General features: G+C 68.6%; 19 protein-coding genes and 1 riboswitch. Of the genes, 14 read left to right on the forward strand and 5 right to left on the reverse strand.

Annotated features, from left to right (window positions below; translation table 11 throughout):
• Positions 1-480 precede the first annotated feature (480 nt).
• From cobT to LQ564_RS25330, 13 genes are all read left to right on the forward strand, one after another.
• Positions 481-1,515: a nicotinate-nucleotide--dimethylbenzimidazole phosphoribosyltransferase gene (gene cobT, locus LQ564_RS25270; RefSeq protein WP_231060888.1), complete on the forward strand. Its 1,035-nt coding sequence runs from the start codon at positions 481-483 to the stop codon at positions 1,513-1,515.
• A 1-nt stretch (position 1,516) separates the two neighbouring features.
• Entirely contained in the window at positions 1,517-2,281 is a 765-nt protein-coding gene (locus tag LQ564_RS25275; protein ID WP_231060889.1) for an adenosylcobinamide-GDP ribazoletransferase, read from the forward strand.
• Positions 2,272-2,814, forward strand: coding sequence for a histidine phosphatase family protein (locus LQ564_RS25280; RefSeq protein WP_231060890.1), 543 nt, complete (start codon positions 2,272-2,274; stop codon positions 2,812-2,814). The genes LQ564_RS25275 and LQ564_RS25280 overlap by 10 nt, the downstream gene beginning before the upstream one ends.
• A gap of 20 nt (positions 2,815-2,834) precedes the next feature.
• Positions 2,835-3,078: riboswitch (cobalamin riboswitch) on the forward strand.
• 68 nt (positions 3,079-3,146) lie between these two features.
• Positions 3,147-4,982, forward strand: a complete 1,836-nt coding sequence (locus LQ564_RS25285; RefSeq protein ID WP_231060891.1) for a TonB-dependent receptor domain-containing protein — start codon at positions 3,147-3,149, stop codon at positions 4,980-4,982.
• Positions 4,983-5,008: 26 nt separating this feature from the next.
• Positions 5,009-6,031, forward strand: coding sequence for a FecCD family ABC transporter permease (locus tag LQ564_RS25290; protein ID WP_231060892.1), 1,023 nt, complete (start codon positions 5,009-5,011; stop codon positions 6,029-6,031).
• Positions 6,032-6,035: 4 nt separating this feature from the next.
• Positions 6,036-6,809 carry an ABC transporter ATP-binding protein gene (locus tag LQ564_RS25295; protein ID WP_231060893.1) on the forward strand — a complete coding sequence of 258 codons (774 nt, stop codon included), beginning with the start codon at positions 6,036-6,038 and terminating at the stop codon, positions 6,807-6,809.
• Positions 6,806-7,432, forward strand: a complete 627-nt coding sequence (gene cobO, locus LQ564_RS25300; protein ID WP_231060894.1) for a cob(I)yrinic acid a,c-diamide adenosyltransferase — start codon at positions 6,806-6,808, stop codon at positions 7,430-7,432. Before LQ564_RS25295 ends, cobO begins: the two co-directional genes overlap by 4 nt.
• Positions 7,432-8,733, forward strand: coding sequence for a cobyrinic acid a,c-diamide synthase CobB (locus tag LQ564_RS25305; protein WP_231060895.1), 1,302 nt, complete (start codon positions 7,432-7,434; stop codon positions 8,731-8,733). The genes cobO and LQ564_RS25305 overlap by 1 nt, the downstream gene beginning before the upstream one ends.
• On the forward strand, positions 8,730-9,290 hold the full coding sequence (gene cobU / locus LQ564_RS25310; RefSeq protein WP_231060896.1) for a bifunctional adenosylcobinamide kinase/adenosylcobinamide-phosphate guanylyltransferase: 561 nt from the start codon (positions 8,730-8,732) through the stop codon (positions 9,288-9,290). Before LQ564_RS25305 ends, cobU begins: the two co-directional genes overlap by 4 nt.
• The gene (cbiB, locus tag LQ564_RS25315) at positions 9,284-10,228 is read left to right on the forward strand and encodes an adenosylcobinamide-phosphate synthase CbiB (RefSeq protein ID WP_231060897.1); all 945 of its coding nucleotides are present in this window, start codon (positions 9,284-9,286) and stop codon (positions 10,226-10,228) included. Before cobU ends, cbiB begins: the two co-directional genes overlap by 7 nt.
• Positions 10,221-11,201, forward strand: a complete 981-nt coding sequence (gene cobD, locus LQ564_RS25320; protein WP_231060898.1) for a threonine-phosphate decarboxylase CobD — start codon at positions 10,221-10,223, stop codon at positions 11,199-11,201. Before cbiB ends, cobD begins: the two co-directional genes overlap by 8 nt.
• Positions 11,198-12,079 (forward strand): cobalamin-binding protein, encoded by an 882-nt coding sequence (locus LQ564_RS25325; protein ID WP_231060899.1) that lies wholly within the window; start codon positions 11,198-11,200, stop codon positions 12,077-12,079. Before cobD ends, LQ564_RS25325 begins: the two co-directional genes overlap by 4 nt.
• The gene (locus LQ564_RS25330; protein WP_231060900.1) at positions 12,076-13,563 is read left to right on the forward strand and encodes a cobyric acid synthase; all 1,488 of its coding nucleotides are present in this window, start codon (positions 12,076-12,078) and stop codon (positions 13,561-13,563) included. Before LQ564_RS25325 ends, LQ564_RS25330 begins: the two co-directional genes overlap by 4 nt.
• Here LQ564_RS25330 and LQ564_RS25335 read toward each other — a convergent pair.
• Positions 13,520-14,827 (reverse strand): metallophosphoesterase, encoded by a 1,308-nt coding sequence (locus tag LQ564_RS25335; RefSeq protein WP_231060901.1) that lies wholly within the window; start codon positions 14,825-14,827, stop codon positions 13,520-13,522. The two genes, LQ564_RS25330 and LQ564_RS25335, sit on opposite strands and share 44 nt — an antisense overlap.
• Positions 14,828-14,933: 106 nt before the next feature.
• Positions 14,934-16,640, reverse strand: coding sequence for a hypothetical protein (locus tag LQ564_RS25340; RefSeq protein WP_231060902.1), 1,707 nt, complete (start codon positions 16,638-16,640; stop codon positions 14,934-14,936).
• Positions 16,641-16,936: 296 nt separating this feature from the next.
• On the opposite strand from LQ564_RS25340, the gene LQ564_RS25345 reads away from it, so the two are divergent.
• On the forward strand, positions 16,937-18,388 hold the full coding sequence (locus tag LQ564_RS25345; protein WP_371873550.1) for an aldehyde dehydrogenase family protein: 1,452 nt from the start codon (positions 16,937-16,939) through the stop codon (positions 18,386-18,388).
• A gap of 6 nt (positions 18,389-18,394) precedes the next feature.
• On the opposite strand, the gene LQ564_RS25350 is transcribed toward LQ564_RS25345, so the two are convergent.
• Genes LQ564_RS25350 through LQ564_RS25360 form a run of 3 tightly spaced genes read right to left on the reverse strand, consistent with a single transcriptional unit; the run spans position 18,395 to position 20,984 of the window.
• Entirely contained in the window at positions 18,395-19,624 is a 1,230-nt protein-coding gene (locus LQ564_RS25350) for an esterase/lipase family protein (RefSeq protein WP_231060904.1), read from the reverse strand.
• Positions 19,590-20,363, reverse strand: a complete 774-nt coding sequence (locus LQ564_RS25355) for a tetratricopeptide repeat protein (RefSeq protein ID WP_231060905.1) — start codon at positions 20,361-20,363, stop codon at positions 19,590-19,592. The genes LQ564_RS25350 and LQ564_RS25355 overlap by 35 nt, the downstream gene beginning before the upstream one ends.
• 36 nt (positions 20,364-20,399) lie before the next feature.
• Positions 20,400-20,984, reverse strand: coding sequence for a phasin family protein (locus tag LQ564_RS25360; protein ID WP_231060906.1), 585 nt, complete (start codon positions 20,982-20,984; stop codon positions 20,400-20,402).
• Positions 20,985-20,987: the final 3 nt, after the last annotated feature.

Raw genomic sequence — 20,987 nt, forward strand, 5'->3', positions numbered from 1 at the left:
TGTGTAAAGCATGCCGCCAGCGTTCAATCTGAGCCAGGATCAAACTCTTCAGTTCAATCTCTGTTTGTTGACTCTTTCGAGTCATCCGCTATCGCTAGCGGAGTCGCTCACTCAAAATACTGACGAACCTTCTTTCGAAGATTACGTTTAATACTTTGTGCGAACATTTGATAATTTAAGTAATCAAGACCGAAGTCTTGGCACCTTCATCAAACGCCCACACTTATCGACTGTTGATTGTTAAAGATCGGTATTCTGTACTACCTTGCTGCACCGTGCGAAGCGTTGTGTTCGTCAGCAGCAGAGAAGCGAGATTATGCGGTGTTCTGCGTTCATCGTCAACCCCTTCTTTTCCTTCGCTTCGCTGCTTCAAGAAGCTGCGGCGGCGTCGGAGGAGCAGAACTATAGCAAACGGCGAGGCCATTTACAACGCCTGCGACTATGTTATCGTCGCCTTTTTTCCACCATATCTTTTCGGCAATGCAGATCCCATCTATCGCCCCTATTGCGGACGTGGCACTCCAGCAAACCCTGCAGGACGCAATCAATAACAAGACGAAGCCGCGGGGCAGCCTGGGACGCCTGGAAGATCTGGCCGCCCAGCTCGGACTGATTCAAGGCTCCACGCAGGTCGTGATTAATGAGCCGGCCATTCTCGTATTTGCCGGCGACCATGGCGTAGTGGCGGAAGGCGTCTCCGGCTATCCGCAGGACGTGACCTGGCAGATGGTGGAAAACTTCCTGGCGAACGGCGCGGCCATCAACGTGTTCGCGCGCCAGAACGGCTGCGCCCTGCACGTGGTCGACGCCGGCGTGAACCATGACTTCGGCCCACGTCCCGCCCTGGTGGACCGCAAGGTGGCGCGCGGCACCCGCAACTTCGCCGTCGAACCCGCGATGTCGCCGCAGGAACTGGAGACCGCCCTGAAACACGGCATGGCCCTGGCGGCAGACTTGCCGGGCAATGTAGTCGGCTTCGGCGAGATGGGCATCGGGAACACCACCGCGGCCGCGGCCATCATGCACAAGCTCACCGACGTGGCGCTGCCCCAATGCGTCGGCGCCGGCACCGGCCTCTCGAGCGAAGGCATTGCCCGCAAACAGGCGGTGATCGCCGCCGCCGTCGACAAGCATGCGGGCGCCACCTCCCCACTCGAGGTGCTCGCCACCTTCGGCGGTTTCGAAATCGCGATGATGGCCGGCGCCATGCTGAAAGCGGCGGCGCTGCGCAAGGTGCTGCTGATCGACGGCTTCATCGTCACCAGCGCGCTGCTGGTCGCGGCCCGCCTGCAACCGGCGATCCTGGATTACTGCGTGTTCGCCCATTGCTCCGACGAGAACGGCCACCGCCTGATGCTGGAAAACCTCGGCGCCCGCCCGCTGCTGAACCTCGGCCTGCGCCTGGGCGAAGGCACCGGCAGCGCCCTCGCCCTCCCCCTGCTGCATGCGGCCGCCAACTTCCTGAACGAGATGGCGACTTTCGCCTCGGCGTCGGTCAGCACCAGCGACCAATAAAATGCACCAGCTGCGCCTGTTCTTCGTCGCCCTGCAGTTCTTCACGCGCCTGCCGATCCCGCGCTGGGTCGGCTTCGAGCAGGACTGGCTGCACCACGCCTCGCGCTACTTCCCGCTCGTGGGCGTCGTGGTAGGCGCGATCGGCGCCGCCGTCTATGCGGCCGCCACCCTGGCACTGCCCACGCCGGTCGCCGCCGTGCTCTCGACGGCGGCCACCATCTATATCACCGGCGCCTTCCACGAAGACGGCTTCGCCGACACCTGCGATGGCCTGGGCGGCGGCATGACGCGCGAGCGCGTGCTGGAGATCATGAAGGACTCGCGCGTCGGCGCCTATGGCGCGATCGGCGGGGTCTGCATGCTGGGCACGAAAGTCACGACGCTCGCCATGCTGCCAGCAGCCAGCGCCATCGCCGCCCTGCTGCTGGCCCACCCGCTGTCGCGCCTGTGCGCGACTTCGCTCATCTGGCGCATGGAGTATGCACGCGCGGAAGGCAAGGCCAAGCCGCTGGCCGAACGCATGAGCACAGCGGAGTTCTGCATCGCCGTATTCACGGTCGTCCTGATGGCAGGTTTGCTGTTCGCGGCCGGCGCGATCGCGGCGCAAGCCATCCTCGCCGCCTTTGTCTCCTGCGTGCTTGCCACCTGGTGGCTGGCCCGCAAGTTCGCGCGCCGCATCGGCGGCTATACGGGCGACTGCCTCGGCGCCGTGCAGCAGCTGGCGGAAGCCGTGGCCTACATCGCCATCCTGGCCACATGGAGCTGATCCTCGTCCGCCATCCGCAGCCCGACGTCGCACCCGGCATCTGCTACGGCCGCGGCGACGTCCCCGTCTCGCCCGCCGCGGTCGCAGCGGTCGCGGACAAGCTGAAGAACGCCGGACTGGCAGGCGGCCTGCCCGTCTACGCCAGCCCGCTCAAACGCTGCGCCGGTCTCGCCGCGCAGATGAACGCCCGCGTCACCTTCGATGCGCGCCTGGCCGAGATGGACTTCGGCGCCTGGGAGATGCGCCCCTGGGACGACATCCCGCGCGCCGAGGTCGACGCCTGGAGCGCCGACCTGCTGCACTACCGCCCCGGCGGCGGCGAAAACGTCCTGGACGTCGCCCGTCGCGTCGCCTCCTTCTTCGATGCGCTGCGCCAGTCCGGCCACCCGCGCGCCCTGCTGATCTGCCACGCCGGCAGCATGCGCCTGCTCGCCGCCCTGCACGCCGGCGGCAGCATCGAGGAAGCCGCCTTGCGCGCCGCATCGGCAGCGCACCGCATCGACTACGGCGGCATCATCGTGCTCGAAGACTGACATGAGTGAACAACGCTGCCGTATAATGGCGGCGTTTTGGTGCTCGCGCCTGTGTTCACAGGCGCAGTTAAACGGGAAACACGAAGCTTTTCAACAAAGCCCACGTGTGCTGCCCCCGCAACGGTAAGCAAGTACCGCGTATGAAGTATGAAAGTATGAACTTCGCGCGGCAAACCGTCTTCCATGACCACTGTGCGATTCGCATGGGAAGGTCGGACGGCCACACTTGCCAGCCCGGATACCGGCCAAAAGGTGGGAGCGTGCGCCATGCGCGCTTCTGTTCAATCTGGCCCACGGGGACGTCGGCTGGTTGTCTTTGATGTGAACATTTCATGAATTTTCCCGTAACACGGCTGGCGGCCGCGCTGTCGCTCGCATTCGTTTTTGCTGCTCCTTCTTTCGCCCAAACGTCCGCCGACACCGTCGTCGTCACCGCCAGCCGCATGCCGCAGCGCGCGCATGACGTGATCGCCGACACCACCGTCATCCATGCCGAAGAGATCGCGCGCTCGGGCGCCGGCTCGGTGGCCGACATCCTGCAGCGCCAGCGCGGCGTCGAGATCACGCGCAACGGCAGCGCTGGCGCCTCCACCAGCGTCTTCCTGCGCGGCTCGAACGCGAACCAGGTCGTGGTCCTGCTGGACGGCGTGCGCATCGGCTCCGCGACCAGCGGCACCGCCGCCTGGAACGCCGTGCCGCTGTCGTCGATCGAGCGCATCGAGATCGTCTACGGCCCGCTCACGACCCTGTACGGCGCCGACGCCATCGGCGGCGTGATCCAGATCTTCACGCGCAAGGGCGAAGGCGCTCCGCTGGCCACCGCCTCGGTCGGCGCCGGCAGCAACGCCACGCGCGCGGCCGCCGCCACCGTCTCGGGTTCGGCCAACGCCTTGCGTTACGCCTTCACCGCCGGCTACGAGGATTCGGACGGTTTCTCGTCGACCCGCCCAGGCGCTTCCGGCTTCAATCCGGACGAAGACGGCTACCGCCGCCGCAACGCCAACGGCCAGCTGGCCTATACCGTGGCCCCAAGCCTCGAAATCGGCGCGCAGTTCCTGCACAGCAGCCTGTGGGCCCAGTACGACAGCGGCAGCGCCGCCTACGACGTGCACAACGACCAGGACCTGAACACCGCCGCCGTCTACGCGTCCAGCCAGGTGAACGCCAACTGGCGCAGCATCCTGCAGTACGCACGCTCCGAAGATAAGCTCGGCAGCTACACCAACGCCACCGCCGCCGGCGCCAGCCAGATCGAAACCGAACAGGACGAGCTGACCTGGCAGAACACGATCGCGCTCGGCGCCGACACCCTGCAGCTGCTCTACAGCCACCGCAAGGAAGACGTCTATTCCAGCGCGACCCCGGCCATGACGCGCGACCGCATCACCAATGCCTATGCGGCGGCCTACTCGGCGCGGCGCGGCAGCCACCTGGTCGACGTCAGCGCGCGCCATGACCGCTCCTCGGTCTACGGCAGCAAGAACACCGGCGCCGCCGGCTACGGCTACGACTTCGGCAACGGCCTGCGCGCCACCGCCAGCGTCGGCTCGAGCTTCCGCGCCCCGACCTTCAACGAGCTGTACTACCCGAACTACGGCCTGCCGACCAACAAGCCGGAAAAGGGCCGCAACCTGGAAGCCGGCCTGCGCTACGACGCCGGCCAGCTGCAGGTCGACGCGACCTGGTACCGCAACCGCCTGACCGACATGATCGTCAGCGCCACGCCCTGCCCGGGCCGCCCGGGCAGCTGCGCCTACAACGTCAACGAAGCCCTGCTCGAAGGCGTGACGGTCGCGGCCCAGACCCGCGTCGCGATGGTGAACCTGCGCGGCAGCCTGGATTGGCAGGACCCGCGTGACGAAACCACCGGCAAGCAGCTGGCGCGCCGCGCCAGGCGCCTCGCCAAGTTCGCGGCCGACAGCCGCTTCGGCACCGTCAAGGCGGGCGCCGAAGTGGTCCTGTCCGGCGAGCGCTTCGACGACGCCGCCAACAACCGCCGCCTGGGCGGCTACGGCCTGCTCAACCTGTACACTACCTGGCAGGTCACGCCCGACTTATCGCTTCTGCTGCGCCTGAACAACGTGGCGGACAAGCGCTACGAGCTGGCGCGCAATTACGGCACCAGCGGCCGCACCTGGTTCGCCGCGCTGCGCTACGGCATCCGCTAAGGCAGCGCACCACCAAGAGGAGACGCATGCATCACCCAGCCTTCCCGCAACGCCGCCGCGCCATGCTCGTCATCGGCGTGCTGCTGCTGTGCGCCGTCGCCAGCCTGCTGTTCGCCGGCATGACGGGCTCGATCGCCGTGCCGCTGGCCGACATTCCCGACGCCCTGCGCCAGCTGGCGCGCGGCGAGGGCGGAACTTTGGCGGCCTCGCTGATCGAGCTGCGCGCCAGCCGCGCGCTGACCGCCTTCGTCACCGGCGGCGCACTCGCACTGGCGGGCGTGATGATGCAGGCGCTGCTGCGCAACCCGCTGGCCGATCCCTATGTGCTGGGGATCTCGGCCGGCGCCTCGGTCGGCGCGCTGTTCGCGCTCCTGATGATGGCGACCGCCTTCATGGTCGACATGGCGGCGCTCGCGGGCGCGGTCGGGATCTCGATGCTGCTCTACCTGTTCGCGCGGCGAGACATGCGCGGCGGGATGGCGGCCGAAGGCGGGACCTCGATGCTGCTGCTGACCGGCGTGATCCTCTCCTCGGCCTGCATGGCCCTGATCACCCTGATGCTGTCGATCGCGCCGGAAGGGCGCCTGCGCAGCATGATCTTCTGGATGATCGGCGACCTCGCCGGCGCGCCGCTGCGCCTGGCGCCCTGGGTGGTGCTGGGCGCCGGCCTGCTGTACGCGCTGCGCAGCGCGCGCGCCATGAACGTGGTCGCGCTGCATGCGGAATCGGCCGCCACCCTCGGCATCCGCGTCGGCGCCCTGCGCAAGGGCCTGTTCTTCGTTTCCGGCGTGCTGACCGCCAGCGCCGTCACCAGCGCCGGTTCGGTCGGCTTCGTCGGCCTGATCGTGCCGCACGCCTGCCGCTTCGCCTTCGGACCCGACCACCGCGTGCTGATTCCGTCGGCGGTGCTGGCCGGCGGCAGCTTCCTGGTGCTGTGCGACACGCTGGCGCGCACCATCATCGCGCCGCAGCAGCTGCCGGTGGGCGCGATCACCGCGATCATCGGCGCGCCGGTCTTCCTGTATCAACTGCACCGGCTGAGGAAATGACACGATGATCCGCGCCGAACATCTCGACCTGCAGCTCGGTGGCCGCACCCTGCTGCGCCAGCTCGACTGGGCCGCGCGGCCCGGCGAATGCTGGAGCATCATCGGCCGCAACGGCGCCGGCAAGAGCACCTTGCTGCGCACCCTCGCCGGCCTGCACCGCCCCAGCGCCGGCTCGGTGCTGATCGGCGGGCTCGCACTGGACGACTGGCCGCTCGACGAACTGGCGCGCGAACGCGCCTACCTGGCGCAGTCGCGCCACGACGCCTTCTCGTACACGGTGATCGAAACCGTGCTGTCGGCGCGCCACCCCTACCACGGCAACCGCTATTGGGAAGGCAGCGACGACCACCGGGTGGCGATGCGCGCGCTCGCATCGATGGAAGTCGCCGAACTGGCCGCGCGCGACGTGCGCACCCTGTCCGGCGGCGAGCGCCAGCGGGTGGCGATCGCCGCGCTGCTGGCCCAGGACACCTCGCTGCTGCTGCTCGACGAGCCGGCCAACGCCCTCGACCTGGCGCACCAGGTCAGCGTCATGGGCCTGCTGGCCAAACTCTGCCGCGAACAGGGCAAGACCGTGGTCATGATCGGCCACGACCTGAACCTCGCCTACCGCATCTCCACCCACGCGCTGCTGCTGATGGGCGACGGCCGCTGGCTGGCCGGCCCGGTGCGCGAGACCATGCAGCCCGTCCTGCTGGGCGACTACCTCGGCCACCCGATCGACATGCTCGAGCATGGCGGCCGCCGCATCTTCCTGCCACAAGAGGCCACCACATGAACGAGCTGAATCCCTCCGAAACCGAGGCGCTGAACGAGCGCCACCGCCAGCGCATGGAGCGCAAGAAGGCCGTCATCGACGCCAAGATCGCCGCCGCCGACAAGCAGATCGGCATCATCATCGTCAATACCGGCAACGGCAAGGGCAAGAGCTCGAGCGCCTTCGGCATGGTGAGCCGCGCGCTGGGCCACGGCATGAAGGTCGGCGTGGTCCAGTTCATCAAGGGCGCCATGTCGACCGGCGAGGAAAAATTCCTGCGCCGCTTCCCCGACGAGGTGAGCTTCCACGCGATGGGCGAAGGCTATACCTGGGAAACCCAGAACCGCGAGCGCGACATCGCCAAGGCCAACGAGGCCTGGGAACTGGCGCGCACCTTTCTCCGCGACCCATCGTATGGCATGGTGGTGCTGGACGAACTGAACATCGCCCTCAAGTACAAATATCTCGACGTCGACACGGTGATCGCCGACCTGCTCGACCGCCCGGTGATGCAGCACGTGGTGGTGACCGGGCGCGCCGCGCCGCCGGAACTGATCGCGGTGGCCGACACGGTCACCGAGATGAACGTGGTCAAGCACGCCTTCAAGGCGGGCATCGCGGCGCAGGCCGGGACGGAGTGGTAATGGAACGCGACAGCGGAGCACGTGCCGTGCTGGTCGCGGCCATGTCCTCCGGCCAGGGCAAGACCAGCGTCACCGCCGCGCTGGCGCGCAAGCTCGTGCGCCAGGGCCAGCGCGTGCGCGTCTTCAAGTGCGGTCCCGACTTCATCGACCCGATGCTGCTCGAGCGCGCATCCAGCGCGCCGGTGCACACGCTCGACCTGTGGATGGTCGGCGTCGACGAATGCCGGCGCCGCCTGCACGATGCCGCGCGCGAATGCGACGCCATCCTGGTCGAGGGCGTGATGGGCTTGTATGACGGCTCGCCGTCGGCGGCCGACCTGGCGCGCGAGTTCGGCATCCCGGTGCTGGCGGTGATCGACGCCTCGGCCATGGCGCAGACCGCCGGCGCGGTGGCGCGCGGGCTGCGCGACTACGGCCCGGTCGACATGGCCGGCGTGATCGCCAACCGCATCGCCAGCGAGGGGCACGCCAAAATGGTGGCCTCGTCGCTGCGCGACATCCCCCTGCTCGGCTGGCTGCAGCGCCAGGACACGCCGCTGCCCGAGCGCCACCTGGGATTGGTTACGCCAGACGACGTCGACGGCCTGGAAGCCCTGCTCGACAAGCTGGCCGATGGCCTGCAGTTCGAGGAAGCGGCGTGGAACGCCCTGCCGCTGCTGGCGCAATCGGCGCCGGAATGGGAAGACGTGCCCTCGCTGCTGGCCGGCCGCACCGTCGCCATCGCGCGCGACGCGGCCTTCTGCTTCCTCTACCCCGCCAACCTCGACCTGCTGCGGCAGATGGGCGCGACGCTGCGCTTCTTCTCGCCGCTGAACGACGAGCCGGTGCCGCCGGATGCCGACGCGGTATTCCTGCCGGGCGGCTATCCCGAACTGCACGGCGCCACCCTCAGCCAGGCCGCGCGCTGGCAGGACTCGATCCGCGCGGCGCACGCGCAGGGCCTGCCGATCGTGGCCGAGTGCGGCGGCATGATGGCGGTGGCCGGCGCCATCACCGACAAGGAGGGCCGGCGCTGGCCCATGGCCGGCCTGCTGCCGGGTGAAGTGACGATGCAGGCGCGCCTGGCGGGCCTGGGCGCGCAGGCAATGCCGACGCCGCAGGGTCCATTGCGCGGCCATACCTTCCACTACTCGCGCCTGGAAACGCAAGTACCGGCGCTGTCGCACACGGTCAAGACCAGCACCGGCGGCGCAGGCGAAGCCGTGTTCCGCATCGGATCGCTGAACGCCTCCTACTTCCACGGCTACTTCCCGTCGAATCCGCCGGCCGTCGCCGCGCTGTTCGGGGGCGCCAGATCGTGAGCGTGACGCTGGTGCTGGGCGGCGCGCGCTCGGGGAAAAGCGCGCATGCGGAGCGCCTCGCCGAGGCATCCGGCAAGGAGGTCGTGTACCTGGCCACCTCGCGCGCAGGCGACGCCGAAATGTCGGCGCGCATCCGCCACCACCGCGAACGGCGTCCGCCGCACTGGCAGACCGTCGAGGAAGCGCTGGCGCTGGCCGCTACCCTACGCGCGCAGTGTGCGCCCGGACGCATCGTGCTGGTCGACTGCCTGACCCTGTGGCTGAGTAACCTGCTGTTCAGCGATGGCCGCGAGTGGCCCGAGGTCGGCGAAGTCACGCTGCCGGAACGCTTCGACACGGAGCGCGCCGCGCTGCTCGATGTACTGGATGCCGGCGCACCTGGCGACATCGTGTTCGTCTCGAACGAAGTCGGCATGGGCATCGTCCCCTGGGGCGCGCTGTCGCGCTGCTTCGCCGACGAGGCGGGACGCCTGAACCAGGCCGTGGCCGCGCGCGCCGACCGCGTCGTGTTCGTGGCGGCCGGGCTGCCGCTGGCGCTCAAGGGCGCCGCATGCTGACCGGGCTGTCGCTGCCGGAACTCGCCGGCCTGCTGCTGGCGGGCGTCCTGCTCGACCTGCTGCTGGGCGAGCCGCGCCGCTGGCATCCGCTGGTCGGCTTCGGCAAACTGGCCAACGCCATCGAAGCACGCCTGAACCGCGGCGGGTCGCGCTTCGCGCGCGGCTTGCTGGCCTGGGCGCTCGCCGTCCTGCCCATCAGCATCCTGGCCTGGCTCGGCGCGCAGTTCGCGGGCTTGCTGCTGCACGCCGTGCTGCTGTACGCCTGCATCGGCCTGCGCAGCCTGTACGACCACACCATGCCGATCGTCACCGCCCTGCGCACCGGCGACCTGGCCACGGCGCGCACCCGCACTTCCTGGATCGTCAGCCGCGACACGCAGGATGCGCAGGAGCCTGATCTCGCCAAGGCCGGCGCCGAGTCGCTGCTCGAGAACGGAAACGACGCGGTGTTCGGCACCCTGTTCTGGTTCCTGGTGGCGGGCGGCCCCGGCGCGGTCCTGTTCCGCCTGGCGAACACGCTCGACGCCATGTGGGGCTACCGTAACGCGCGCTTCAATCTGTTCGGCCGCGCGGCGGCGCGCATCGACGATGCCCTGAACTATGTGCCGGCCCGGCTGACGGCCCTGTCCTATGTCGTGCTGGCCGGCGCCGGGAGCAGGCGCGCCTGGCGCTGCTGGCGCACCCAGGCCCCGGCATGGAGCAGCCCGAACGCCGGCCCGGTGATGGCCAGCGGCGCCGGCGCCCTCGGCGTTTCGCTCGGCGGCGCGGCGATCTACGACGGCCAGCTGGAACAGCGCCCCCCGCTGGGCGAAGGCCCGCCGGCATCCGGCGCCGACATCGTGCGCGCCTGGCGCCTGGTGCTCGGCGCGACGCTGCTGTGGCTGTTCCTCGCCTGCGCGGCCGCCCTCTTCGTCTATTTGTGGAACCACGATGCTTGAACACGGCGGCAACCTGCGCGACGCCGCGCGCCACTACGGACTCGACGACTGGCTCGACCTCTCGACCGGCATCAACCCGCGCGGCTATCCGGCGCCGGCGCTGCCGGCGAACGCCTGGCACCGCCTGCCCGAACCCGACCCGGAACTGAGCGCGGCGGCCTGCGCCTGGTACGGCGCGCCCGCGCTGCTGCCGGTGGCCGGCACCCAGGCCGCGATCCAGACGCTGCCGCGCCTGCGTCCGCCCTCGCGCGTCACCGTCTCGAACCCCTCGTATGCGGAGCATGCGCACGCCTGGGGCAAGCACGGCCACACGCTGCGCCTGGCGCCGTATGCGGCGCTCGGTGCGGCGGTGGACGACAGCGACGTGGTGGTCGTGGTCAATCCGAACAATCCGACCGGCGAGACCGTGTCTCCCTGCCTGCTGCTCGCGTGGGCCGAGCGCCTGGCGGAACGCGGCGGCTGGCTGGTGGTCGACGAAGCCTTCGGGGACACCGCCCCGGCGCTGTCGGTCGCGCGCTATGCGGACCGTCCCGGCCTAATCGTGCTGCGCTCGGTCGGCAAGTTCTTCGGCCTGGCCGGGCTGCGGCTGGGCTTCGTCGGCGCGCACCCGGCGACCTTGACGGCGCTGGCCGACCTGCTCGGACCCTGGGCCGTGAGCGGGCCGGCGCAGATCGTCGCGACGGCGGCGCTGCGCGACGGCGACTGGCAACGCGCTACCCAGGCGCGCCTGCTGGAAGACGGCCTGCGCATGCGCACCTTGCTGGGAACCCACGGCATCCAGGCCGCGGGCACACCGCTGTTCCACTGGTGGCCGGAAGACGCGCCGGAAGCCTTCCACGACCACCTGGCCCGCCACGGCATCTGGTGCCGCCTGTTCCGCGAGGCCGCGCGCGGCATCCGGCTCGGGCTGCCGCCCGACGAAGCCGGATGGCGCCGGCTGGAGACCGCTTTGCATACATGGAGTAATCGATGAAGAAAACGACCTTATTTGCAGCGGCCCTGGCTGCGCTCTCCCTGCCTGCGCTTGGCGCGGTCACCACGCGCGACGACGGCGGCAACACCATCACGCTGGACAAACCGGCCACGCGCGTGATCTCGATGTCGCCGCACGTGACCGAACTGCTGTTCGCCGCCGGCGGCGTCAAGCAGATCGTCGGCGCGGTCAACTACAGCGACTATCCGGAAGCGGCCAAGAGCATCCCGCGCATCGGCTCGAACCGCGAGATCGACCTGGAGCGCGTGATCGCGATGAAGCCGGACCTGATCGTCGCCTGGATGCACAATGCCTCCGAGCGCCAGATCGAAATGGTGCGCAAGCTCGGCGTGCCGGTGTTCCTGAGCGACCCGCAGAAACTGGAAAACATTCCCGACAACGTCGCCCGGCTCGGCCACCTGATGGGCACCGACGCGGCGGCGAATAGCGCGGCAGCCGAGCTGCGCAAGCAGCTGTCCGAGCTGCGCAGCCGCTACGCCGGCCGCCCGGCCGTGCGCACGTTTTACCAGGTGTGGGACAAGCCGCTCTATACCCTCAGCGGCAAGCACATCATCACCGACGCGCTGCGCCTGTGCGGCGGCGAGAACATCTTCGACAAGCTGACGGTCGTGGCGCCGATCGTGTCGGTGGAGAGCGTGCTGAAGGAAGACCCGGAAGCGATCTTCGGCACCGCCGAGAAGAACTATGGCGGCGTCGGTCTGTGGCGGTCCTATCCCACCTTGCTGGCGACCCGCAACGACAACCTGTTCACGGTCGACGGCGACCTGCTCAACCGCGCAGGCCCGCGCATGATCGCCGGCACCGCCGTCATGTGCGAGAAGCTCGAGCTGGCGCGCCAGCATCGCCAGAAAAAATGACGCTGCCCTTCCGTACCCTGATGGTGCAGGGCACGACCTCGGATGCGGGCAAGAGCACCGTGGTCGCGGCCCTGTGCCGCCTGCTGGCGCGCCAGGGAGTCGCGGTGGCGCCGTTCAAGCCGCAGAACATGGCGCTCAACAGCGCCGTCACGCTCGATGGCGGCGAGATCGGCCGCGCCCAGGCGCTGCAGGCGATCGCCGCCGGCATCGCACCGCATACCGACATGAACCCGGTGCTGCTGAAGCCCTCGAGCGACACCGGCGCCCAGGTCATCATCCACGGCCGCGTGCGCGCCGAGATGAATGCGCGCGACTACCACCAGTACAAGACGGTGGCGATGGCGGCGGTGCTGGAATCGCATGCGCGCCTGCTGGCGCGATACGAGGCGGTGGTGGTCGAGGGCGCGGGCAGCCCGGCCGAGATCAACCTGCGCGACCGCGACATCGCCAACATGGGTTTCGCCGAAGCGGTCGACTGTCCGGTGGTGCTGGTGGCCGACATCGACCGCGGCGGCGTGTTCGCCCACATCGTCGGCACGCTGGCCTGCCTGTCGGAGTCGGAACGGGGTCGCATCGTCGGCTTCGTCATCAACCGCTTCCGCGGCGACATCGCGCTGCTCGAGCCGGGCCTGGACTGGCTCGAAGCGCAGACCGGCAAGCCGGTGCTGGGCGTGCTGCCTTACCTGCACGGGATGTACCTCGACGCGGAAGACGCGGTGCAGCCGGCGCAGGCCGGCGCGGGGGCGTTCCGCATCGTGGTCCCGAGCCTGCCGCGCATGAGCAACCATACCGACTTCGACGCGCTGCGCGCGCATCCCGAGGTCGACCTGCGCTTCGTGCGCGCCGGTGAAGCGATGCCGCCGGCCGACCTGGTGATCCTCCCGGGCAGCAAGAACACGCGCGGCGACCTGGCCTGGCTGCAGGCGCAGGGCTGGCCCGCCTACCTGGCACGGCACCTGCGCTATGGCGGCAAGGTGATCGGCATCTGCGGCGGTTTCCAGATGCTGGGGCGGACGGTCGCCGATCCGCATGGGGTCGAGGGCGCGGCAGGCAGTTCGGCGGGCCTGGGCCTGCTCGACATCGAGACCGAGCTGGCGCGCGAAAAACGGCTGGCGCTACTGGAGGCGCAAGCACGCTTCGACGATGCCGGGATCGCGCTGCGCGGCTACGAGATCCACATGGGCGTATCGAACGGACCGGCCTGCGAGCGCCCGGCCTTTGTCATCGATGGACGCGGCGAAGGCGCGCGCTCGGAAGACGGCCAGGTGCTGGGCACCTATCTGCACGGGGTCTTCGACGATCCGAGCGCCGCGAACGCCCTGCTGCGCTGGGCCGGGTTGCGCGGCGAGCGTGCGGTCGACACCGCGGCGTTGCGCGAAGCGAGCCTGGAACGGATCGCCGAGGCGACCCGGCCGGTGTTCGAGCGCTTGCTTTCGGTGCTCAGTAGGGCTGGCGGATCTGCGACAGCGCGTAGTGGGACTTGAACAGTTCCTTCAGCATCGCCAGGTCCCTGCCTGCGAACAGGCTGAAAGGACGGGTCGGGCGCGGCTGGCCCTCTTCGTTCAGGCCGCGGCGCACGCCGGTGGACACCACCTGCGGTTCGCCGTTGCGGATCAGGAGGGCCTCCGGCCGCGCGGTGTCGGTGTTGACGTCGACCGCCCACACTCTGCCGCCGTGGAAAGCGGTGACGCCATCCACCAGCGTATGGCCGACCACGATGCTGTTCGCGCCGAAGTGCGCGAGCACGTCCCTGACCTGGGCTTCGGTCGCCAGGCCGTAGCGGTCTTCGCCCGCTTCGAAGTAGCCGCGGTATTGCGTCAGTCCGGCGGGCCCGATGACGGCGTCGAGTTCCGCCTTGCCCGGCATGTCTCCCGACCAGTAGCGGCGCATCGCGCTGTTCAGGTTATTCACCGTGAAGCCGGCGTCGGCCACCAGCGGGCTGACGCCGCCGTGCGTGATCACGGTCTTGCCGCTCTTGATGATGACCGGCTGCAGGCGCAGCCACTGGCCGATCACGGTGTCGGGGCCGAAGGCCGCGGCCTGGCCGCCCATGCGCGACAGCGCGTGCAGGTGGTCGCGGTTGGCGCGCGAGCCGTTGCCGCGCAATAGATACTGCTCGTGGTTGCCGAGGACGATGTGCACGGCGCCGCCCGCATCCTGCGCCTGCAGGCTGAGCGCATACAGCCGCCACAGCACGGCGAAAACGTCGCGGCCGCGGTCGACCGCGTCGCCGTCGATGACCAGGTGATTGCTCCCGTAATGCCAGTTCCCTGCGCCGTCGGTCACGCCGAGCGACTTGAGCGCGGCGTCGAGGAAGCGGTCGTTGCCTTCGATGTCGCTGATGACCAGGGTGTCGACCGGGGCGTCGAAGACCGCGTTCGGCACCGCCGGCGTGCGCGACACCGGGAACTGGCGGCGCTGGCCCGCGCAGTCGATCGCGAGGTCGCCCGCCGCCCCGGTCGACTGCCGGACTTCGCCCTCGCAGTACCAGGTCGCGGCCCAGCCGCCGTTCCCGGTGCGGCGCACGATGGGGCCGTCGAGGAAGCCCGGGATCTTCGCGCTGTCCGCCGTGCCGGCATAGGTGTGCAGGCCGATGGCCTGGCGACCGATCGGAATCAGGAGCCGCTTGTGCACGCCCGACTCGGTCAGTTCGACGTCGGACCGCGACAAGGCAAAGACGACGAGAACGACGAGCAGGCCGAGGGCGATCAGGAGGCCCCGGAGGAGAAAGGTGCGCGTCTTCTTCATCGTGCTCGTACACTAGGCGAGAAAGCAAGAAGTGTAGCGCAGGCGTATTACCCCGGGAGGATATTTACGGGGCACGCACCCGATTACGCGGAGCGGATCGGACGCTTCAGTGCACCAGTTCCGCGCTCTGCCGCGCTGCCTGTTTGCGCGCCGCCGCTTTCTTCTTGCGCCGCCACGCGAGCAGCGCGCCCAACAATCCGAAGACGCCGACGACGATGCCGGCGATCGGCAGCGGGACGGGCGACGGATCTTCCTCGGCGATGCTCGACGGGTCGCGCAAGGCAGCCGGGAAGGGACGCGGCTCGACCGGCACGATCTTCCAGTCCTTCTGGTCCGCGGGCACGCGCGCCTGGAATTCGTCGAACGAGTACACCGGCGCCGAACCGAACACCCGGCTCGATGGCACTTGCGGGATGCGGACCAGGAAGATGGCCTCGACATCGCTGCGCAGCTGCTGTTCGTAGGCCGACAGCGCGCGCTGGGGCTTACCGCCGGCGCCGACGATCTGCAGCAGGTCCTGCCCCATGGCGTCGAATGCGACCGCCGGCAGGAGGCGGGTCTGCTCTTCGTTCAGGTAATCGTAGATCTTGCGGCCGCTTTGCAGGCTGCCGTCCTTGGCGGCGAGATAGCCGTAGGCCGCCAGTGATTTCAGGGGCGCCGTCGGTCCGCGTTTGGGGATGGTCCAGCCGAGCGCATCGAAGACGTCGACGCTGATGCCGGCGCAGTTGGCGCTGGCGTGACGGTACTGGAAGTCGTGGCGGTAGAAGTGATTGAAGACGCGCTGCACGCCGCCCTGGAATGCGGCCGCGGTGCGGGCGTTGTTCAGCACCGCGACCAGCATATAGGATGGGCGATAGTATTGCTGGCCGCTGTTCAGGTCCATCAGGTAGTTATCCATCGGGAGCGTGGCGGCGACGATGCCCTTCTCGCTGAAGGAATCCAGGTTGTAGAAGTTGTTGACGGCCCAGTTCGACCATTCGCCATTGTCGCCGATGCGCCCGGTGGCCACGGCAAAGTGGCCGCCGAGCGATTCGTCGTCGTCGCCTTGGGCGCCGTTCAGGATGAAGCCGAGCACCGGCTTCTGCTTCCAGTCGCGGAGCTGGCCGGGATGGCGTTCCCACACCAGGCGCGTCTCGATGCCGCGCGCATTCTTGATGGGCTCGCGCACGAAGGCTTCCAGGTCGGCCGGATTTTGCAGCGGCTTGCTTTGCATGGAGGCCGGCTGGAAGGCGAAGTCGACCGGCCAGATGGTGCGCGCGACGAAGGCCTCCTTGCCATCCGTGATGTCGAGCGAGCCGCGGATGCGCACTTCACGACCGCCGAGCCAGGTGGCGGTGTCGCCATTGGCGTACGAAAGATTCGTGGGAATCCTGGGAACGAGCCGGACGTCGAGTTCGGTCCCGCCGAGGGTGCGTACGCGCTGCGCGCCGGGCAGCATGACGGCGCCTGCGAGAATGCTTGGGGCGCCGATCCAGACGACGGAAGGATGGTCCAGCCGCTCTGCGTGGGAGCCCGCGGCCCATCTGGCAACGTCGCTCATGCGGTCGACGCCGGGATAAAAGCCCGATGCGATCGACCTTGCTCCAGGAACTGCGATGGGTTCTTTCTCGAAATACCAGAGGCTTTGCTTGGGGACCTTGCAGTCGCTGCATTTTCCGCTACGCATGCGGAAGCTGTCGCCGGGGAGCAGGCCGATATATTCCGCTTCGAGGGCGCCCTTGATGCCGGTGGGGGATGCATGCTGGATGCCATCAGCGGCGCAGGCGAAGGTGGCGATGAGCGCAGCAGCTGCACCAACAAGTTTTCGAGCCATGTTGCGTTCTTGTATTTAAAAAAACAAACGGTGGAGCGTGGATCGAGGGGCCGTAGCCGGCAATCGCCGAAGCGCTGGCATGGGAAACCGGAAGTCTCTGCTTTGAAAATACGAAACATTGCAGGCATGCATTCTACAAAGGCCGATTATAGCGAACGGCTTTCCACCAATACTCACCGAAAATCGCGACCGGCCCGAGCGCCGCAGCCGAACACCTTCGCCGGCGCAAATGGTCTCACCATTCACGGTTTGACTAATCTCAAACGACATTCATGCCGGCCTTCGAGAATGATGCAATGGGTTACGACACCTTTCCCTCTCAAAGCGACGTCGGCGAAAGCGGCAGCCAGGCCGCGGCCCTGGCCCGCATCTTCGACGAACAGCGGGCGCGCTCGCGCTCGGCGGCGCCGGCGCCATGGGCGCTGAGGTCGGACCGCCTGCGGCGTCTGCGCCGGTTGATCCTGGAACAGCGCGGCGCGCTCGCGCAGGCGATCAGCGGGGACTTCGGCCACCGGTCGCGGCATGAAACAGAGCTGCTGGAAATCAATCCCTTGCTGGATGGCATCGCGCACTCACTGCGGCATGGGCAGGACTGGATGCGGATGCAGCGGCGACGCCCGGGTCCCAAGTTCTGGCCCGGCGCGGCACGCCTGTTACCCCAGCCCTTGGGCGTGGTGGGCGTCATCGTCCCATGGAACTATCCGCTCCTGCTGTCGCTCGGGCCCGCGCAGTGCGCGCTCACGGCGGGCAACACGGTACTGATCAAGGTTTCCGATCTCAGCCCGCGCTTTGGCGCACTGCTGTCCCGGCTTCTGGAACAGGCCTTCGACACGCACGAACTCCGGCTCTTCAACGGCGATGCGGACTTTTCCCGCCATTTCTGCCGGCTTCCCTTCGACCACCTGCTCTTCACCGGCTCTCCTGCCGTGGGCCGCCAGGTCATGCGCGCGGCCAGCGACAACCTGACACCCGTCACGCTGGAACTGGGCGGCAAGTCGCCGGCCATCGTGGACGCCGACGCGGACCTCGAGGCTGCCGCCCGGCGCATCGTCATCGGCAAGACCTTCAATGCCGGCCAGACCTGTGTCGCGCCGGACTACGCTCTCGTTCCACGCGGACGGCTGGACGCCTTCATCGGTGGCGCCCGGCGCGCAGTCGAACGGTTCTATCCGGCGCTGGCGCGCGGTGGCGACTACACCAGCATCATCTCGGCGCACCATTTCTCGCGCCTGCAGCGACTGGTCGACGATGCGGTGGCGCGTGGCGCGTGCGCCTGGCCGCTGTCGAAGGCGCCGCACGACGCGGTGCGCAGGCTGTTTCCACCGATAGCGCTGTCCGGCCTCGCGCCCGAGGCCGCCGCTCTGCACGAAGAGATCTTCGGCCCGGTCCTGCCGGTGCTGGAAGTCGGCGACCTCGACGAAGCGATCGCCTGGATCAACGCCCGTCCACGCCCGCTCGCCCTGTACCTGTTCGCACGCCGGCAGGCCACTATCGACCGGGTGCTGGCGCACACCGTGTCCGGCGGCGTCACCGTGAACGACACTTTCCTGCACGCGGGCGTGGACAGCCTGCCCTTCGGCGGAATCGGCGAATCCGGCATGGGCGCCTACCATGGCGAAGAAGGATTTCATACGTTCAGCCACGCCAAACCAGTGTTTCTGCGGGGACGGATCGGTCTGCTGCCCTGGCTATACCCTCCCTTCGGCGCCCGCGCCGAACGGCTGCTGCGCATGCCGCGTCATGAATGACGGCGCTTACCCGCGGTCCGGCTCGCCGCCGAGCCAGGCACGGATCCGGCGATAGACTTCGACGCGCGAGAGCAGGTCCAGGTGGTGGATGCCGAACCCGATCCAGGTGCGCGACTCCGGGAAACCCAAGGTCAGGGCCGGGTCCGGATGGCGCCCGAGCGCGGTGTCGAGCGGGATCACGCCGTCGCCCAGCAGGCGGTCGCGCATGTCGCCGAGCCGCCGGCCGGTGCTGCCGGCGATCACATAGCAGCGCACGCCGCGGGGCAGCGGCACCCGCCGGCGCCGGTCGCCCGCGTGTTCGAAACGGTCGCAGCCTTCCCAATCCTCGTCGAGCAGGTTGCCGTAGCGCAGGTCGGTGATGCCCGCGCTGCGCAACTGCCCAAGCCTGGCGAATGGTGCGGTAAAGCGGTTGCGGCCGAGCGTGACCGTGAGCCAGTTGCCGGTGCGCTCGAGCGGAGCGCCATGGTGGGGCGTGCCCAGGAATACCATGTGGCGCAGCAGCGGCAGCCAGGCATGGTGCGACTGCCGGCCATAATGGCATGCGCTGCGCGCCACCAGGCCGCCCATGCTGTGCGCGAGGATCGCCACTTCCTCTACCGGCACCGGCCATTCGCGCACCAGGGAATCGAGCAGTCGGGACAGTTCACGCCCGTTGGCCGAGACGTGCTGTCCGCTGTTGTAATGCAGGTAGAGCGGTACATAGCCCAGGTCGCGCGCCAACGCTTCGCCATGGTCGTGGTGGTTGCGGCGCCATTGCAGGTCGCAGCGGCAGAGCCCGTGCGCCAGGATCAGCAGCTTGCCGCCCGGATGCGGTATGGTCCCCGCCAGTGCGGCGCGCTCGATCCGGAGCGGCCGGCCATGGCGGCGCAGCCGCATGGGAATCGCAAGTGTGTTGCCGGACGACGCCAGGAAATCCCCGATCACGCCGTTCAGTGCGGCCAGCACCGCCTCGCGTTCGGCCGACGACGGCTGAGGATGCGCGGCCCCGGGCCGGGGCGCCAGGCAGTCGTCCACCAGGCGCCCCACCCAGGCCGATGCGGCGCGCGCCCGGCGGTAGGCAAGGCCGGATACGGGACCGGTGGCGCTTCCCATCAGCCGCGCATGCAGCGATTCGACCAGCGCGAGCACCTCGTCCACCGCATGCAGTCCGAGACGGCCGATACCGTGCAGGTCGGCGCCGTGCAGGTGGCGCGGCCTGGCTTCACTCTTCGAGGGCTTGTCTGGCGCGTTCGACATCCAGCCGTTCCATGGCGTCGTGCGGCCGCATCGCCGCCGCTTCCTCATACAGCGCGATCGCGGCCCGCGCCCCCTTGCGTCCGTCCAGCATGACCAGCGCGCTCGCGTACTCCACCCGCGCGATCACCGAGCCCGGATGGATGGCAATCGCCTGGTCGAAATGCCGGATCGCCTCGTCCCGGCTGGCGCCATGGCTCAGTCCGCCAAGCAGGGTTCCCACCTTGTCGATGACTTCGGCGTGGTAGACCCCGAGCGCCGTGTGGGCGTCGGCATGGCGCGGCGCCAGCGCCAGCGCGGTCTCGAGACTGGTCCTGACTTTGCCGCCAATCCCTTGCGCCAGTGCCTTCACAATGGAGGCGGCCTGGGCATGGCGGCCGAGCGCGTAGGCATACCAGTAGAATCCGGCCGGATCCGACGGCTGCCGGGCCCGCTGTTGCTCGCAGCGTTCGACGACCTCCAGCAGGCGCGCGCTTTTCTTCGCCTCCGACCGTTCGAGGTAGACCGCATGAATGCAGGCGGCCTTGTTGGCGACCGCATATCCGGCCAGTCCGGCCTCCAGGCCATGCGCCTGCGCGTCTTCGAAGCGGCCGGCGTGGAAGGCGATCCAGGCCGCGGTCACCGCCGGATTGTCCGGCCATGACTCCGCGTCCCCGGCGTGCAGGCGGCGCCAGGCCTTGTGCAGGCCGGAAACCGTGTACCGGTAGGCCTCATCCGGATAGGGGAAGCTTGCCCAAGCCATGCGAGCACTCCGCGCGGGCCGATCTGCACCGGTTTTTCAACGCGCGTCGGGACGCGCCGCACGCTTCGCCGCGGGGCGCTTGGCGGCCGCCTTCGCCGGCGCCCGAACGGCGACCTTGGCGGCCGGCCGCTGCGCCTTTTTCGCCGGCGCCGCGCCGGCCGCCGTCCGCAGCGCCGCGATGTCACGCTTCAGGCTGTCGATTTCGTCCTGGGTATGCTTCCCGGCAGCCTGCAGCGCCTGCCGCAGCTCGGTCACCTCGCGGCCAAGCCCCCGGGTTTCCTCGGGCGAAGGCAGCCCCATGCTGCGCATCGAACGCGCCACCCGTTCCTCGAACAGCTTTTCCAGCTTGTCGAGGGAGCCGCCGGCCTGGCGGCTGGCGTTTTCGGCCAGCCGCGTCACGGTATCGGTGACGGAAGACCGCTGTTCGCTGCCCAGGCGTTGGGTCAGCTTCTGCAGTTCGCCGCCATCCTGCAACAGCTTGTCGAACAGCTCGCCCCCTTCGCGCTGCGCCCTGGCGAATGCGCCCAGGCCGGCCTGCCAGATCCGGTGCGCGGATGCGCATACCGCATCGAGCAGGGCATGTTCTTCAGGCTCGAGCGCCTCTTTGAGTTTCGGTTCCATCTT

The organism is Massilia phyllostachyos, assembly GCF_021044825.1.
In the GTDB taxonomy this organism is placed as follows: domain Bacteria; phylum Pseudomonadota; class Gammaproteobacteria; order Burkholderiales; family Burkholderiaceae_D; genus Telluria; species Telluria phyllostachyos.

Bases quoted from the DNA above. Each gene is read 5' to 3' on its own strand.
- cobD (WP_231060898.1), top strand. From the start codon at position 10,221: ATGCTTGAACACGGCGGCAACCTGCGCGACGCCGCGCGCCACTACGGA.
- LQ564_RS25285 (WP_231060891.1), top strand. From the start codon at position 3,147: ATGAATTTTCCCGTAACACGGCTGGCGGCCGCGCTGTCGCTCGCATTC.
- LQ564_RS25325 (WP_231060899.1), top strand. From the start codon at position 11,198: ATGAAGAAAACGACCTTATTTGCAGCGGCCCTGGCTGCGCTCTCCCTG.
- cbiB (WP_231060897.1), top strand. From the start codon at position 9,284: ATGCTGACCGGGCTGTCGCTGCCGGAACTCGCCGGCCTGCTGCTGGCG.
- LQ564_RS25295 (WP_231060893.1), top strand. From the start codon at position 6,036: ATGATCCGCGCCGAACATCTCGACCTGCAGCTCGGTGGCCGCACCCTG.
- LQ564_RS25345 (WP_371873550.1), top strand. From the start codon at position 16,937: ATGGGTTACGACACCTTTCCCTCTCAAAGCGACGTCGGCGAAAGCGGC.
- LQ564_RS25290 (WP_231060892.1), top strand. From the start codon at position 5,009: ATGCATCACCCAGCCTTCCCGCAACGCCGCCGCGCCATGCTCGTCATC.
- LQ564_RS25280 (WP_231060890.1), top strand. From the start codon at position 2,272: ATGGAGCTGATCCTCGTCCGCCATCCGCAGCCCGACGTCGCACCCGGC.
- cobO (WP_231060894.1), top strand. From the start codon at position 6,806: ATGAACGAGCTGAATCCCTCCGAAACCGAGGCGCTGAACGAGCGCCAC.
- cobT (WP_231060888.1), top strand. From the start codon at position 481: ATGCAGATCCCATCTATCGCCCCTATTGCGGACGTGGCACTCCAGCAA.
- LQ564_RS25335 (WP_231060901.1), bottom strand. From the start codon at position 14,827: ATGAAGAAGACGCGCACCTTTCTCCTCCGGGGCCTCCTGATCGCCCTC.
- LQ564_RS25340 (WP_231060902.1), bottom strand. From the start codon at position 16,640: ATGGCTCGAAAACTTGTTGGTGCAGCTGCTGCGCTCATCGCCACCTTC.
- LQ564_RS25360 (WP_231060906.1), bottom strand. From the start codon at position 20,984: ATGGAACCGAAACTCAAAGAGGCGCTCGAGCCTGAAGAACATGCCCTG.
- LQ564_RS25350 (WP_231060904.1), bottom strand. From the start codon at position 19,624: ATGTCGAACGCGCCAGACAAGCCCTCGAAGAGTGAAGCCAGGCCGCGC.
- LQ564_RS25305 (WP_231060895.1), top strand. From the start codon at position 7,432: ATGGAACGCGACAGCGGAGCACGTGCCGTGCTGGTCGCGGCCATGTCC.
- LQ564_RS25275 (WP_231060889.1), top strand. From the start codon at position 1,517: ATGCACCAGCTGCGCCTGTTCTTCGTCGCCCTGCAGTTCTTCACGCGC.
- LQ564_RS25355 (WP_231060905.1), bottom strand. From the start codon at position 20,363: ATGGCTTGGGCAAGCTTCCCCTATCCGGATGAGGCCTACCGGTACACG.
- LQ564_RS25330 (WP_231060900.1), top strand. From the start codon at position 12,076: ATGACGCTGCCCTTCCGTACCCTGATGGTGCAGGGCACGACCTCGGAT.